The following is a 16,193-nucleotide window of genomic DNA, read 5'->3' on the forward strand; positions in this document are numbered from 1 at the left end:
ATGATTGACTGAATTATTGGTAGATAAAGAGATTGAAATGTTAAAAAGGACGGTACATGGGCTCATCAGGGACCATGTAACTTCTGCAGAGCATTCTCCAGGAAAATACGTGAAAGGTTTACCAGATGAAGTAATTGACCAGCTTCAAACAATAGCTAGAAAATCAGGTTTACAGGCATTAGGAGCTAAAAGGGAATGGGGAGGAGCGGAATTATCCCTCGTTGTAAGAGCTATTTTACTAGAGGAAGCTTCCCAGCATCGATTGGGCCTTTTCCACCCGGCTGCTGATGCGTATGGCGGCGAATTTCCAAGTTTCCTTGAGAAATGCACAAACGAACAAATAGAAATGTATGTAAAACCTGCGATTAAGCGAGGTAAAGGATGCTATATGGCTGTATGGGAAGAGCAAGAGGATAATTTACTTGAAAACCTATCCACCTCTGCAGTCAAAGAAGCTGATGAATGGATTATTAACGGTCAAAAAGCCTTTATTCAACACATGGACCAATCGGCTTTTGGGGTGATCCTTGTTAATTGCCTGTCTGAGGATGGAATGGGGCAGCCTACCTTGTTTTTACTAGATCATGATGAAAGCATGGTAAAAACAGAAACGGTGTTAATTGACGTTCAAACCACCCATAACCTTCATTTCAATCATTATTGTATCCATGACAATCGAAGAATCGGGGCCGTGGGAGAAGGAGATCGTCTTGTGAAGCAATGGTTGGCAGAAGCACAAATTGAGCTTGCTGCCAAATCTATTGGAATAGCAGTAAAAGCACTAGAGTATGGAAAACAATATGCAAAACTAAGAATTACAAGAGGGAAACCACTCGCTGAATTTCCATCGATTCGGACCATGTTGGCTAAAGCAGTTATTAATCTTCAGGCTGCAAGATTAATTGTTAGAGATGCTGCAAAAAAGATTGATAACAGAGAAACTGATGCAGATTTATCTGCCCAGATGGCAAAACTTCTTGCAATAGATACTGCCGCAAAAATTATTGATGATGTCTTGCAAATACACGGTGGTGCAGGATTTGCTGGCGATCTGCCGATTGAACGGTGGTATAAAGAAATACGCATTGCCAGGATGAATCTACAAAAATCTGAAACAATCATTGACCGTGTTGCCGAAACAATCCTTTAGGATTTAATTTCAAATTAAAAGGGTGATAGTATGCTTGATTTTTCCAGGTCAAGACAACTCATAGTGGACCAAATGCTCATTCGTTCGTCTAGAAGGTTTCCAAATAAAGTCGCACTTGTAGATAACAAGAAGAGAGTAACATATAAAGAACTGCAAAACCGAGTTGAAAATCTAGCTGGATGGCTTCAATCTAAAGGTATTGAAAAGGGAGATAAGGTTGCGTTGTTACTGTTCAACAAGATTGAATATGCCGAGTGTTTATTTGCGATTGCAAAAATTGGAGCCGTGGCAGTAACCATCAATTTTCGTTTGCAACCGAACGAAATTGAATACATCTTGAATAATTCTGATTCAAAAATACTGGTAGTCGACAGTGAACTCGTTCCGACGATTACGCCTATCAGAAAAAGACTCTCTTTCCTAAAGGATATTGTTGTTGTGAATGAAAATAACATACAAGATACTTCATACTATTCTTACAGACATATTTTCTCATCCGCGCCTCTTCCAACTCTCGTACATCAAGAAGATGATGATGACTTCTTAATTGTTTATACATCAGGAACAACAGGTAAGCCTAAGGGCGCCGTATTAACCCATAAGAATGTTTATTTAAACGCGATGAACTATTCACTTGAATTTGGGCTCACAAAGGATGAAGTTCAATTAATTACCACACCGATGTTTCATATCGGAGGTATTTCTGCGTTGAGCATGGTCATCCTCATGGGAGGACGTTCTGTCTTTCACGATAAATTTGAACCTGATAGAGTGTTACAAGCCTATGAAACTGAAAAAATCAGCTACTCTTTTATGGTTCCATCTATGTGGAATATGCTTTTAGAGCATCCGAAGTTTTCACAATTTGATGTATCCAGCTTAAGAGTCCTATGTACGGCCGCTGCCTCAACACCACTCGAGTTGAAAAAACGATTAATGAAGTCATTTCCGAATGCAGGGGTGTTTGATACATATGGCCAAACGGAAACTTCACCTGGAACAACAACCCTAAAGCCAACAGATTCTTTATATAAATCCGGGTCTGTTGGATTATCCTTCACAAATGTGGAAATCAGGGTTGTCGATGACGAGATGAAAGATGTTCCTCCTGGACAGGTTGGCGAAATCATATTTAGAGGTCCAACGGTAATGAAAGGCTATTATAAAAATACTAATGCGACCGAAGAGGCATTTAGAGGTGGCTGGCTGCATAGCGGAGATTTGGTTGTTGTAGATGACGACGGTTACATTTCTGTGGTGGACCGCAAAAAGGATATGCTCATCAGCGGTGGCGAAAATATCTACCCGAAGGAAATTGAGGAAATTCTATATACCCACCCCGCCATCCTTGAAGCAGCAGTCGTTGGAGTACCAGATGAAAAATGGGGTGAAACCGTTAAAGCCTATATTGTGCTTCGTAATGGAAGAACCTTAACTGAATCAGAGGTAATCGACTATTGCACAGGTAAAATAGCAAGCTATAAAAAACCACGCCATGTCGAATTTGTAGATGAATTACCTCGTAATGCCGCCGGAAAAATATTGAAAACTGAACTGAGAAAAGATCGTACTAGGAATATTTTAAATGAAGCTTAAAAATAAGGTAGCCATCGTAACTGGAGGGGCAAGCGGAATTGGAGAGTCAACTGTAAGAGAAATGGTGAAAGAGGGAGCTAAGGTAATTATTGCTGATATTAATAAAGAGCTGGGGAAACGTTTGGCATGCTCCTTTGAACCTCAGCAGGTTATTTTCTCCTGTACGGATATAACTGTTGAATCTCAGGTGAAACAGCTAGTAGATTTAGCTATGTCCCATTTCGGCCGGCTCGATATTTTGGCCAATAATGCTGGTTTGGGTACCGCCTCACCTACAATTGATTTATCTCTATTGGACTGGCGGAAGGTCATCTCTGTTAACTTAGATAGTGTTTTTCTTGTTTCTAAATATGCCATTATCGCAATGAAAAAAAGCGGCGGGGGCAGTATTGTAAACAACGCATCTATGCTAGGTGTTGTGGGTCAGGCAAAAGCAGCAGCTTACTCCGCCTCAAAAGGTGCCGTGATCAACTTAACGAAAGCTTTAGCGATTGAATATGCTTCTGAAAATATTAGAGTAAATGCCGTTTGTCCAGGTTACATTGATACCCCCTTTATCTCTCACTTTGATGAAGATAAAAGAAACGAATTAATATCTCTTCATCCAATTGGAAGATTGGGAAGACCAGAGGAAATAGCTAAGGCTGTGATTTTCCTAGCTTCTGAGGATGCTAGTTTCATTACAGGCACTAGTCTCCTGGTGGATGGAGGATATACGGCAAGATAGAATTCTTTTTGTCAGAGCCAATTTGGTTCCATTTATAAAATACAAGAAATTATGAGGAGGAATTAATGATGCGTGAAGTAGTAATTGTAGAAGCTGTCCGTACACCGGTAGGAAAAAGAAAAGGTTTGTTGAGCAATGAACGACCTGATGATTTGGCAGCAAAGGTATTAAAGGAAGTAGTCAAACGAGCTGGTATTGAACCTGGTCTAGTAGAGGACGTGATTATGGGCTGTGTTTCACAGGTCGAAGAACAAGGTTTGAATATTGCTCGTTCAGCGGTATTAATGGCTGATTTTCCGATTCAAGTACCCGGTACAACATTAGATCGTCAATGTGGCTCTGGTCAACAAGCCATTCATTTTGCTGCACAGGCAATCTTGAGCGGTGATATGGAAATTGTAATAGCGGGTGGAGTTGAAAGCATGACACGTGTTCCAATGGGAGCTACCCGTCGTAATTCAGATTGGAGTGAAGAATTAACTTCACGCTATGAAATGATCCACCAAGGCTTATCTGCCGAACGAATTGCTGAAAAATGGGGCTTAACGCGTGGGCAGTTAGATGAATTCTCGTTAGAAAGTCATACACGGGCACTTAAAGCACAAGAGGAAGGCAGATTTGACCGTGAAATTATGCCTTTAGAGATAACGTTAGAAGATGGAACAAAGACAATCGTGAAACAAGATGAAGGGCCTAGAAGAGGAACATCGATTGAAAAACTTGGCTCTTTAAAGCCAGCTTTTATTGAAGACGGAAAAATTCATGCAGGGAATGCCAGTCAAATGAGTGACGGGGCGGCTGCTGTGCTATTAATGTCAAGAGAGAAAGCGGAGGAATTAGGTTTAAAACCGAGATTCCGCATCGTTGCCCGTTCAGTCGTTGGCTCTGATCCAACCTTAATGTTGACAGGTCCGATTGAAGCAACAAAAAGAGTTCTGGCAAAGGCAGGCCTCTCTATCGAGGATATGGACACGTATGAAGTGAATGAGGCTTTTGCTCCAGTACCGATGGTTTGGGCTCAAGAAGTAGGGGCAGATCTTCAGAAATTAAATCCAAATGGAGGTGCCATAGCACTTGGGCATCCATTAGGGGCAACAGGTGCTCGTCTAATGATTTCAATGATGCATGAACTAGAAAGGACAGGCGGCCGCTATGGTCTTCAAGCGATCTGTGAAGGCGGCGGCATGGCGAATGGCACAATCATTGAGAGAATCTCGAACTAAATATTAAAATTTTCTGCGGAACTAAATCCACACTTTTAGTTCCGCAAAATTTCATATGAAGAATCCCGTAGATAATCTGAAAGAGGTGTGTGAGTACATGGAAAGACCATTTTTAACAGAAAGCCATGAAATTTTTCGAAAATCACTTCGAAAATACTTAGAAAAAGAAGTAATTCCCCATTTCGAACAATGGGAAGCGGACCACCAGGTGCCCGGGTCTTATTGGAAGCAGTTAGGAGAACTTGGGTTTTTATGTCCATGGCTTGATGAGGAATATGGCGGCATGAATGCAGATTTTGGATACTCCGTTGTCCTAGGTGAAGAACTTGAAAAAGTAGGAACCGGAATTAGTGGACCGGGAATACATAACGATATCGTTATGCCATATATCAACTCTTATGGTTCGGAGGAACAAAAGAAAAAGTGGCTGCCGCGTAGTACGACCGGGGACATCATTTCTTCTGTCGCCATGACGGAACCTGGAACTGGTTCAGACTTAGCGGCAATAAAGACCACTGCAGTCCGTGAAGGTGACCATTATGTCATCAATGGAGAGAAAACGTTCATTTCTAATGGCTACACAACTAACTTTGTTGTTCTTGTGTGTAAAACCGACCCAACAGCTAAGCCAGCACACAATGGAATCAGTCTTATTGTAGTGGATGCTATTGATCAAGATGTTCCGGGGTTTCGTAAAGGGAAAAAACTAAATAAAATGGGCCAGCACTCTGCTGACACGGCAGAATTAATCTTTGAGGATTGTCGTGTACCTGCTTCTAATCTATTAGGCGAAGAAGGAAAAGGGTTTTATTACTTAATGGAAAAACTTCAACAGGAACGTTTGACTGTTGCGATTGGTGCCATGACCGCTGCAGAAAGAATGTTAGAAATAACATTGGAATATGTGAAACAGCGTCAGGCATTTGGAAAACCAATCAGCAAATTCCAAAATACACAGTTTAAGATTGCAGAGATGGCTACACAAATTAGAATTGGCCGCACCTTCGTAGATGATCTAATTGTTAAGCATATGTCTGGGGAAGACATTGTGACAGAAGTGTCGATGGCAAAGTGGTGGACAACAGATATGGCAAAGAAAGTTGCAGCAGAATGCATGCAGCTGCATGGCGGCTACGGATATATGGAAGAATACGAGATTGCGAGAAGATACCGTGACATCCCCATATCCTCCATCTACGCTGGAACAAACGAAATCATGAAAGTAATCATAGCAAAAAACATGGGACTTTAATTTAATAATTGGATGTTTTCGTTAGTGGAGTGAAATGGAACGAACTTGTTGCGTTTAAACCATAAAAAACAACAAAGTATGTGAAAATAGCGCAAAAATAAAAAAGGGTGATGATGAAAATGACTAAGTTAGTTCATGTTGAAACGTCAGAAGGTATTGCCATCGTAACAATTGACAATCCGCCAATGAATGTGCTCAGCACACAAGTAACTGCCGAATTAGGTGAAGTATTTACAGGGATTGCAAAAGATCCGAATGTAGTGGTTGCTATCTTAACGGGTGCTGGCAGCAGGGCATTTATGGCGGGAGCTGATATAAAAGAGTTTCCTTCCTGGCTTAATATGACTCAAGAAGAATTAAAGAATATGAACATGGAATCACATAAGGTATTAAATTTGATCGCCGACCTGCCAAAGCCTACCATCGCTATGTTAAACGGAATCACTTTTGGCGGAGGCTGTGAATTAGCACTTACCTGTGATATTCGAATTGCAGAAGAACAGGTGAAAATTGGCTTACCAGAAGTAAAATTAGGTCTTTTTCCTGGAGGAGGGGGCACACAGCGTTTACCGAGATTAATCGGTCCTTCTAAAGCGAAAGAACTAATGTTCTTAGGTGACCCTATCACCGCCGAAGATGCCCTTAAAATAGGGTTAGTCAATCAAGTAGCACTAACAGGTGAAGGGATGCAGACTGCCTTGGCTATGGCCAAAAAGATGGCAGGACACTCACTGCAAGCATTAAGCAGAATTAAGATATCTGTTAATGAGGGAATGGATACATCTTATGAAAATGGAATTGACATTGAATCTAGTTTATTTGCAGAAGTGTTTGCTACTGAGGATGTGAAAGAAGGGGTCGCGGCATTTATTGAGAAGCGTTCACCTTCCTTCAAGCATCGTTAATGAGCAAATTATTTTAATTAGGAAGGAGTCACAGCACGTGCTATCAGATATAGCTGTAAAACAAGTTACCATTCCTTTACCTTTTCGACTTAACCATGTGAATTGTTTCTTAGCAGAAGGGGAAAAGGGTTGGACGATCATTGATGCAGGTTTAAATACAGAGATAACAAAGGAAATTTGGAAACCAATTATTGCGGAACATGAGGTAACAGATATTATCTTAACTCATTATCACCCTGATCATTTTGGTTATGCAGGAACTTTACAACAATTAACAAAAGCTGAAGTTTGGATGACCGAGGTGGATGCTGATGCAGGATTGTCCTATTGGGAACCAGAATCGATGCTGGTAGTAAACAAGAATTATGACACCTGCGGACTTCCGGCCAATCTTTCACAAGAGTTAACGACTGATGAAAAAAGCTTTAATGCCCAGGTAAAACCTTATCCAAAGGTAAATCATCACCTAACAGAAGGTATGAAAATCTTATTTGGAAAATATGAATATGAAGTCATTTTTACCCCAGGGCATTCTGATGGATTAATCACATTATATAACAAGGAGAATAGCCTTCTCTTTTCAACCGATCATGTTTTACCAAGGATCTCTCCCAATATTTCTTATTGGTTTAGGGGAGTTAGGAATCCGTTAGAATCTTTCTTTCACTCACTTGAAAAAATAAAAAAATTAGATGTGGATATCGTCATTCCATCACATGGTCAACCGTTTCAAAATGCGAATAAACGAATTGATGAATTGGTTGCCCATCATCAAGAAAGAATTGAAGCTGTCTATACGGCTATTAAACAGCCGGCAACCATTTATCAAGTGAATGAGCAATTGTTTAAAAACTTAAATATCCATGAAACAAGGTTTGCTGTGGGTGAAACACTAGCCCATCTTGAGTACCTATATCTAAACAATCAATGTAAAAAAAGCCTTGAAGGTGGTACTTGGTATTACGAAGCAATTTAGAAAAAAGAGAGGAATCGTTGCTTATGTCCGAAAATTTCATTTGTACGACTGAGAACAATATTCTAACGATTGCAATCAATCGCCCTGAGCGATTAAATGCCCTTACAGAAGTGGCAATCAATGAATTCATTGGTATTCTTGATCGAGCTGATCAAAAGGATGAAGTGAAAGCCATTATCGTCACAGGTACTGGGAGAGGTTTTTGTGCAGGAGCCGACCTAGAAAATGGAGGCGACACCTTTGCTGACAGCCAGACCCCAGAAAGTGAGTATCGTGACTGGGGAGGGCGTTTAACACTAAGAATCTATGAGATGAAAAAACCACTGATTGCAGCGATTAACGGACCAGCAGTTGGTGTTGGAATTACGATGACACTGCCGATGGATATTCGGATTGCCTCAACAAAAGCAAAAATGGGTTTTGTGTTTACACGAAGAGGGATTGCTCCTGAGGCTTGCAGCGGTTGGTTTTTACCTCGAGTGGTTGGAATTAGTAAAGCGGCTGAATGGACGCTGACAGGGAGAATTCTTTCCGTACAGGAAGCATTATCAGGCGGCCTAATTAGTCAGGTTGTTGAGGAGGATGAACTTCTTCCAACCGCTATTTCAATTGCGAGAGAAATCGTTGAAAACACCTCTAGTATATCAGTAGCACTAACCAGACAATTGCTATGGCGTATGCTTGGTGCAGACCACCCAATGGAATCACATAAGATTGAATCGAAGATGATCCAGTGGCTGGGAAGCCAGGAGGACGCAAAAGAAGGGGTATCTTCTTTCTTAGAAAAAAGACCGCCTCAATTTATAATGAAAGTAAGTGAAGATATGCCGCCGTTTTATCCATGGTGGGAGTAATAAGATTAAATTACAAACCGTTTGGGAATCCCGACGGTTTTTTCTTTTTGATTGTATGAAAAACAGACAATTCCCCTGCCAAAATGTATAAGATTCCATTCACAATCTATCACTGGGGCAAAAACTACTGGCTAAATCACCTATCTATTAGTTGGCATGGTTCTTGCATACTAAATGATTAAGATTAATGTATATTTTCGAGAGGAGCAAGAACAGTGAAGACAAAAATAACAGAACTTTTAGGAATCAAGTACCCGATTATATGCGGCGGAATGTTTCAGGTCGGCCGAGCAGAATTGGCAGCTGCCGTCTCAGAAGCAGGCGGTTTAGGAGTGATCACCTCGAAAACCTTTATTACTCCTGAAGGATTACGCAGTGAAATTCAAAAGGTAAAGGCATTAACCAATAAGCCCTTTGCCGTAAACCTTAATCTTTTTCCAAGTCAAACCGCTACACCCAATGAGGATTTCATTGATGTCTTAGTTGAGGAAGACGTTAAAATTGTTGAAACAAGCGGCAGAAGTCCCAAAGATTTAATGCCAAAGTTAAAAGAAAATGGTTTTATTGTGCTTCACAAAGTAGCAGGCGTAAAATATGCGATTTCTGCTGAAAAGCTAGGTGTTGATGCCGTGATTATTGTTGGTAACGAGACCGGGGGACATCCTGGTATGGGGGATGTCGGTCAATTAGTTTTGCTTCCAAGGGTAGTAGATTCAGTGAGTATCCCGGTGATTGCCGCGGGAGGTTATTCTGATGGCCGTGGGTTAGTCGCCGCTCTTGCAATGGGTGCTGAAGGAATTGTAATGGGTACTCGCTTTATGGCTACGAAGGAAGCGCCAATTCATGACCACGTAAAAGAATGGATGGTTTCTGCCAAAGAAACTGACACGATTGTCATCCAAAGAAACATAGGAAGTCCCTCTCGAGTTGCGTTGAATGAAGTGAGTAAAGAAGTTGACAGACTTGAAGCGGAAGGTGCAACCATTGAACAATTACTGCCATTCATCACAGGGCAAAGAAGTAAAAATGTGTACTTTGAAGGGGATTTAAATGGGGGTATTTGGTCTTTAGGTCAATCTGTTGGTCTCGTAGAGGAAGTGCTAACTGTAAAGGAATTGTTTGCGAAAATTGTTGGTGAAGCCAACCAATCATTTGAATTTATCCAAAAGCGGATTTCCAACTTATCAAAAGTATAACGGAAAAATCGTATTAAAATTAATAGAAACAGAAAGGGAGGAATCGTAATGCGTGAAGTAGTAATTGTGGAAGCAGTTCGGACACCAGTAGGAAAGAGAAAAGGAGCTTTAAGCAATGTTAGACCGGATGACTTAGCGGCAAAAGTTCTTCAAGAGGTGGTAAAGCGTGCAGGAATTTCATCAGAAATGGTAGAAGACGTTATTTTAGGCTGTGTTCATCAAGTGGAGGAGCACGGTTTAAATATTGCTCGATCTGCAGCGTTAATGGCAGGCTTTCCTATACACGTACCAGGAACAACTCTTGACAGGCAATGCGGTTCTGGACAACAGGCCATCCATTTTGCTGCCCAGGCTATATTAAGTGGTGATATGGATATAGTCATAGCCGGCGGAGTGGAAAGTATGACACGTGTCCCATTTGGGTCGACACGGCAAAATTCAACCTGGAGTGAAATGCTAACATCAAAGTATGAAATGATACACCAAGGTATTTCTGCTGAGCGGATTGCAGAGCAATGGGGAATCACCCGCCGTCAATTAGATGAATTCTCGTTAGAAAGTCATACTAGAGCGATTAAAGCTCAAGAAGAAGGACGATTTAATCGAGAAATTATGCCGTTAGAAGTAAAGCTAGAGGATGGCTCAACGACAGTTGTGACCCAGGATGAGGGGCCGCGAAAAGGATCAACCATTGAGAAGTTAAGTTCACTACAGCCTGCCTTTATGAAGGATGGTAAAATTCATGCAGGAAACTCCAGCCAAATGAGTGATGGTGCTGCGGTTGTACTTTTAATGTCTAGAGAAAAAGCAGAAGAACTAGGTCTTAAGTCAAGGTTCCGCATTGTTGCTCGTACGGTTGTTGGCTCAGACCCAACCTTAATGTTAACAGGGCCAATCGAGGCTTCCAAACAAGTCTTGAAAAGGGCTGGGCTAACCATTGAGGATATGGATACGTATGAAGTAAATGAAGCGTTTGCACCTGTACCGATGGTTTGGATGCAAGAAATGAAGGCAGATATGAAGAAGCTCAATCCAAATGGCGGGGCAGTTGCATTAGGACATCCACTAGGAGCTACTGGGGCACGACTGATGATCACGATGATGCATGAGCTAGAAAGGTCTGGCGGACGTTATGGATTGCAAGCCATCTGTGAAGGCGGCGGTATGGCAAACGGAACGATTATCGAGAGAATTTAAATATAAAAAACAGAAGCTTAGGTGTTGTATCCTGAGCTTTTTTGTGATTTAAATATATGTTCAATTTACAGAAAATTAGTAATACATGCTATAATTTAAATAGATCGAAGCACTATTTCTTAATGAGGAGGGGTAACTTGAAACGAGTTAAGGACATTATGACCCCTGTAGAAAAATGTTTATCTCCTGATAACACACTTTTTGAGGCACTGCAATTTATGAAAGATTCTAAATGGAACACGGTCCCTGTCAGGAATCCAGCAAATAAGGAACTGCTTGGAGTTTTTACAAGAAGTTCCTTATATCATATGCTCCTTGCGGATTTACAAAAGAATACACCTATTAAGAATTATTTAATTAGAGATGTTGGCACCATGTTAGAGGATACTCCCATTGAGGCATTAGACAATCTATTAATTGACAGTAAGGTGGGTACTGGGATTGTCATTAACCACAATCGAGAACCTGTAGGGTTATTTACTCAAACAGATGCTGTCATGAACTATTTAAATGAAAGTAAACTTTTAAAAAAGTGGAAAACGATTCTACAGTCAGTTCTACATAATGCATATGATGGGTTAGTCATGATAAACGAAAAGGAAGAAATTAGTTTCATCAGTCCTTCACTTATAGAACTTTTTGAACTTCATGATGTAAACTTCGATCACACCCGGGTGGACGAGGTTCTCCCCCATCTGCAAATAAGTACCGTACTAAAAACCGGTGTCGCCGATATTAGCGACTTTATGGAAGTAAAGGGAATCAACTATATGGTCCATCGGATTCCGGTATACCAGGATGACAAAATGATTGGGGCAATTGGAAAAATTGTCTATCGACAACTCCATGAGGTCAGAGAAAAGTTTAAGAGTTTTGAAAACAATGAAAAAAGGATGCAAGTTTCGGATCGAAAAACTGAAAAAGCCCGTTTTAGCTTCGAGCAAATTGTTACGAAAGATCCTCAAATGGAGAAATTAATGAGAAGCGGAATGAAAGCTGCAAAAGGCCGAACAACAATCTTAATCCGTGGCAAGAGTGGAACTGGTAAAGAGCTTTTTGCACATGCGATGCATAATGCCAGCCCATTTGCGAAAGGGCCCTTTATTACCGTCAATTGCGCGGCAATTCCTGAGCATCTATTAGAATCAGAGTTTTTTGGCTATGAGGAAGGTGCATTCACAGGTGCAAAAAATAAAGGGAAAATGGGTAAATTTGATTTAGCGCATAGTGGTACCCTTTTTTTAGACGAAGTGGGTGATATGTCGTTACAACTGCAGGCCAAATTGTTAAGTGTTTTGCAGGAGCGCGGGTTTTATCGAGTCGGAGGGACAGAAAGAGTAGAGGTTGATGTTAGAATTATTGCCGCTACTAACCGCCCCATTGAAAAAATGGTGGAAGCAGGAACCTTTAGAGAGGACCTATTTTATCGGCTTAATGTAATTTCCTTTGAACTGCCGCCACTGAGAAAAAGAAAAAAAGATATMATGCTGCTTAGCGAATCTTTTATTCGTGTTCTGAATAAACAAAATGGGACAAGTATTACTGGCTGGGATCCCCTAGTAGAACAAGCAATGATAGAATATGATTGGCCTGGTAATATCCGCGAGCTGCGTAATGTATGGGAAAGAGCGATGGTTTTTGCAGAAAACGGTAAGGTGGAAATGGAGGATTTACCAGAATATATGATGAAAAAGATTGGTTATGAAAGTATTGTTACGGATGTTGACAGTACGGAAGGACAATCTTTACTAGAGAAAGCAGAACGATCAGCTATTTACAAAGCCTTACAGTTGGCGAATGGAAATAAAACGAAGGCTTGTCAGCTTTTAGGGATTAGCCGGTCTGTTTTATACGATAAATTAAAAAAATACAATTATAATTAATAAACAGCAAAAACGAGAAGGTGATGTCCCAAATGGTTCAGCACTTTCTCGTTATTGTTCGCCATATTTCCTATAAGAGATCATTTAACTCAGCAGCGGAATAAACGGCAATCAAGACAACAGCTCTTGTATCTCCAATATTCTTAACGGTATGGGGAACACTTGCATTCCAGCTGAAAGAGTCACCTTCCTCTAGGATGACAGAGTCTTCAGCTTGTTCCGCTAAAACCTTCCCTTCTAAAACTAAGTGACATTCCTCTCCTTCATGGGCATGTGCATCACCAATCGATGCTCCAGGTGGAAACTCGACACTTCTCAAGCTTAGTCCGCCCATTGAGGTAATATGTTCAATCTTTAGATGATTAAAAGTAGTGGTTGACCGGGAGTCCTTCCTTACTACACGCATATGCTGTTTCTTTTCTAGCAATAGGTATGGCAAAGGGACTTCCAAAAAGCTTGCAATGGTTTGTAAGGTACTAATAGATGGAGAAGTGTTATTATTTTCAACATTGCTAATAAATCCTTTTGATAGCCCTGTAGCATCACACATTTGGGCAATGGTGATTTTTTTTCGATTTCGTATGGCTCGTATCTTTGATCCAATATCCAGATGACTCACCTCTTGAGTTTTTAAATATAGAACATATTTATATATTAGCAAAAAAACAATTGACAATCCATAGTTCAGGTTGTTATCCTTTAAGAAATAAAGATTCGTATTAAGAAACACAAGTGCGGATTATTTTTTTGTCTACAAGTATTCTTATATGAATATTTTACCTCTATAAAAAAACAGGAGAGTGATATATAGCAAGTAGAGAAACGGCTTAAATAGAAATTGGATAGTTTGAGATGGAGATCACTCATAATAAAAAGGAGAGAATTGATCATGTTAAAAAATTATGAAGTAGGTACATTAATATTAAGAGTAATCCTAGGTTTCACATTCTTTATTCATGGGTTGGTAAAATTCCAGGGTGGTATTGAGAATATTGCTGGATGGTTTGAGTCGATTGGACTTCCTGGATTTTTTGCCTATGCTGTAGCTTTACTAGAAATGGTTGGTGGAATTGCTTTAATGATTGGATTAGGCAGCAGAATTGTTTCAGCATTATTCGTATTGTTAATGCTAGGTGCAACGTTTAAAGTAAAATTAGCAGGCGGATTCTTAGGAAATGGTCAAGGAGCTGGATACGAATTAGATTTAGCTTTGCTTGCAATGGCGTTGGTCATTGCGATCAACGATAGTAAATTATTTGCTCTAGATCGAGTATTGTTCAAAGGCCAAAATAGTGAAACAAAATCTGTATAAAAAGGAGAATCGGTATGTTGCCATCGTTCTTTATTGCTCATGGAGCCCCGTTGATTGCAGTTGAAAATAATGAGTATACACAATTTTTAAAAGAGCTTGGGGTAAGTCTTCCTCGTCCAAAAGCGATTATATTGTTCTCTGCACATTGGGAATCACATCTACAAAAAGTAAGTGATGTAACTCAATATGAAACGATTTATGATTTTGGTGGTTTCGATCCCGCGTTATACAAGATTAAATATCCAGCTCAAGGCAGTCAGGTAGTTTCTCAAGAAATTCAGGATTTATTCGCAGCAAATGGTGTGCCTTATCAGGTGGAAACCAACCGAGGATTGGATCACGGTGCTTGGGTTGTTCTGCGACTTCTATATCCAAATGCTGATATACCTGTCATTAGCATGTCTGTTAATCCTTATCTTTTACCTGAAGAACAATATAAGATTGGAAAGTCTTTATCAGTTCTTCGTGCTAATGACGTTTTAATCATCGGAAGTGGTGGAACTGTCCACAATTTAAGAGCCGTAAACTTTGCGGATAACGGTCAAGTTGATCAATGGGCATTAGAATTTGATGATTGGTTAGCACATCATCTTCACAGCTGGGAGCTTGATTCCTTATTCCAATACAAGACTCTTGCCCCAAATGCAGAATATGCAGTCCCACAATACGGTAATGAGCATTTTGTGTCCATTTTCTATGCAATGGGTGCAGCAGATGATAGCCAAAAAGCAGCCTTACTACATCGTAGCTATCGTTACGGTAACTTGAGTCACAGTGTCTGGCAGTTTGGATAAAATAGCTGTACAAAGAACACTAACGTATAGAGCGTTAGTGTTTTCTAATGTTGCCCTTCTAAGCAGGATTTGGCATTAAGTTTGAAAATAGTGTCTATACTTGATATAATAATACGGTTATGTTGTAAACTAAATTACATTTTACATTTATTATAAAGCAATAAGGTGGTTATTATGGATCAACAATATAAAGTGTTATTGTATTATAAATATGTGAATATCGAGAATCCTGAGGAAGTCACGAATGAACATCGAGACTTCTGCACGGAATTAGGATTAAAGGGCCGGATTATCATTGCAGCAGAAGGGATTAACGGAACCGTATCAGGCAGCGTTGAACAAACTGAGGCTTATATGGAATACATGGACCAACATCCGCTTTTCTCTGGTACTGTATTTAAAATTGATGAATCACAAGAGCATGCCTTCAAAAAAATGAAGGTTCGTTACCGTTCAGAATTGGTTACGCTTCGTTTAGAAGACGATGTTAACCCTAATGTCACGACAGGGAAGCATTTAAAACCGAAAGAATTCTTTGAGGCAATGCAAAGAAAAGATACAGTAGTGATTGACGCTCGAAATGACTACGAATTTGATTTAGGTCATTTTAAAGGGGCTGTTCGTCCAGATATTCTAAACTTCCGTGATCTTCCGCAATGGATCAGGGAGAATAAACAACAATTTGAAGGAAAGAAAATCCTTACCTATTGTACAGGTGGTATCCGTTGTGAAAAATTCTCAGGCTGGCTTTTAAATGAAGGCTTTGAAGATGTTTCACAATTAGAAGGTGGAATTGTTACTTACGGAAAAGACCCAGAAGTGCAGGGTGAACTGTGGGATGGTCAGCTTTATGTATTCGATGAACGGATCAGTGTTCCTGTTAACCAGAAAGAGCATGTTGTGGTAGGAAAAGATTATTTTAATGGTGAACCCTGTGAGCGGTATGTAAACTGTGCAAATCCAGAATGTAATAAGAAGATTCTATGCTCTGAGGAGAATGAACACCGTCATTTACGGAGCTGTTCTCATGAGTGCCGCACACATCCCCGCAATCGATACATTGCACAACACGGCCTCACGGAAGAAGAAGTGAATGAAAGACTAATGAACCTTCAATTTTAATGAAAA

Annotated in this window: 15 protein-coding genes; 14 read left to right on the top strand and 1 reads right to left on the bottom strand. The window is 40.3% G+C overall.

Annotation, left to right across the window (positions count from 1 at the left end):
- The first annotated feature begins 4 nt into the window (after positions 1-4).
- From BTR25_RS18265 to BTR25_RS18315, 11 genes are all read left to right on the top strand, one after another.
- Positions 5-1,150, top strand: coding sequence for an acyl-CoA dehydrogenase family protein (locus BTR25_RS18265; RefSeq protein WP_075689479.1), 1,146 nt, complete (start codon positions 5-7; stop codon positions 1,148-1,150).
- Positions 1,151-1,180: 30 nt separating this feature from the next.
- On the top strand, positions 1,181-2,746 hold the full coding sequence (locus BTR25_RS18270) for a long-chain-fatty-acid--CoA ligase (protein ID WP_075689480.1): 1,566 nt from the start codon (positions 1,181-1,183) through the stop codon (positions 2,744-2,746).
- On the top strand, positions 2,736-3,473 hold the full coding sequence (locus BTR25_RS18275; RefSeq protein ID WP_075689481.1) for an SDR family NAD(P)-dependent oxidoreductase: 738 nt from the start codon (positions 2,736-2,738) through the stop codon (positions 3,471-3,473). The genes BTR25_RS18270 and BTR25_RS18275 overlap by 11 nt, the downstream gene beginning before the upstream one ends.
- Positions 3,474-3,541: 68 nt before the next feature.
- A complete protein-coding gene (locus tag BTR25_RS18280; protein ID WP_075689482.1) occupies positions 3,542-4,696 on the top strand; it encodes a thiolase family protein in 1,155 nt (384 codons plus the stop codon).
- A gap of 97 nt (positions 4,697-4,793) precedes the next feature.
- Entirely contained in the window at positions 4,794-5,948 is a 1,155-nt protein-coding gene (locus BTR25_RS18285; protein WP_075689483.1) for an acyl-CoA dehydrogenase family protein, read from the top strand.
- 113 nt (positions 5,949-6,061) lie between these two features.
- Positions 6,062-6,853, top strand: coding sequence for an enoyl-CoA hydratase (locus BTR25_RS18290; RefSeq protein WP_075689484.1), 792 nt, complete (start codon positions 6,062-6,064; stop codon positions 6,851-6,853).
- Positions 6,854-6,890: 37 nt separating this feature from the next.
- Positions 6,891-7,829, top strand: coding sequence for an MBL fold metallo-hydrolase (locus BTR25_RS18295; RefSeq protein WP_075689485.1), 939 nt, complete (start codon positions 6,891-6,893; stop codon positions 7,827-7,829).
- A 23-nt stretch (positions 7,830-7,852) separates the two neighbouring features.
- Positions 7,853-8,683, top strand: coding sequence for a crotonase/enoyl-CoA hydratase family protein (locus BTR25_RS18300; RefSeq protein WP_075689514.1), 831 nt, complete (start codon positions 7,853-7,855; stop codon positions 8,681-8,683).
- 215 nt (positions 8,684-8,898) lie between these two features.
- Positions 8,899-9,879, top strand: coding sequence for an NAD(P)H-dependent flavin oxidoreductase (locus tag BTR25_RS18305; RefSeq protein WP_075689486.1), 981 nt, complete (start codon positions 8,899-8,901; stop codon positions 9,877-9,879).
- Positions 9,880-9,927: 48 nt separating this feature from the next.
- Entirely contained in the window at positions 9,928-11,076 is a 1,149-nt protein-coding gene (locus tag BTR25_RS18310; protein WP_075689487.1) for a thiolase family protein, read from the top strand.
- Positions 11,077-11,213: 137 nt separating this feature from the next.
- Positions 11,214-12,959: a sigma-54-dependent Fis family transcriptional regulator gene (locus tag BTR25_RS18315; RefSeq protein ID WP_139311280.1), complete on the top strand. Its 1,746-nt coding sequence runs from the start codon at positions 11,214-11,216 to the stop codon at positions 12,957-12,959.
- Between the two features lie 70 nt (positions 12,960-13,029).
- Here BTR25_RS18315 and BTR25_RS18320 read toward each other — a convergent pair whose 3' ends face one another.
- Positions 13,030-13,569 carry a helix-turn-helix domain-containing protein gene (locus tag BTR25_RS18320; protein ID WP_075689516.1) on the bottom strand — a complete coding sequence of 180 codons (540 nt, stop codon included), beginning with the start codon at positions 13,567-13,569 and terminating at the stop codon, positions 13,030-13,032.
- 279 nt (positions 13,570-13,848) lie between these two features.
- On the opposite strand from BTR25_RS18320, the gene BTR25_RS18325 reads away from it, so the two are divergent.
- The 3 genes from BTR25_RS18325 to trhO all read left to right on the top strand — a co-directional run bounded on the left by BTR25_RS18325 (position 13,849) and on the right by trhO (position 16,187).
- Positions 13,849-14,271: a DoxX family protein gene (locus BTR25_RS18325; RefSeq protein WP_075689488.1), complete on the top strand. Its 423-nt coding sequence runs from the start codon at positions 13,849-13,851 to the stop codon at positions 14,269-14,271.
- A gap of 14 nt (positions 14,272-14,285) precedes the next feature.
- The gene (locus BTR25_RS18330) at positions 14,286-15,065 is read left to right on the top strand and encodes a DODA-type extradiol aromatic ring-opening family dioxygenase (RefSeq protein ID WP_075689489.1); all 780 of its coding nucleotides are present in this window, start codon (positions 14,286-14,288) and stop codon (positions 15,063-15,065) included.
- 174 nt (positions 15,066-15,239) lie between these two features.
- Entirely contained in the window at positions 15,240-16,187 is a 948-nt protein-coding gene (gene trhO, locus BTR25_RS18335) for an oxygen-dependent tRNA uridine(34) hydroxylase TrhO (RefSeq protein WP_075689490.1), read from the top strand.
- Positions 16,188-16,193: the final 6 nt, after the last annotated feature.

This window comes from Bacillus sp. MRMR6 (assembly GCF_001940785.1).
In the GTDB taxonomy this organism is placed as follows: Bacteria; Bacillota; Bacilli; order Bacillales; family Cytobacillaceae; genus Neobacillus.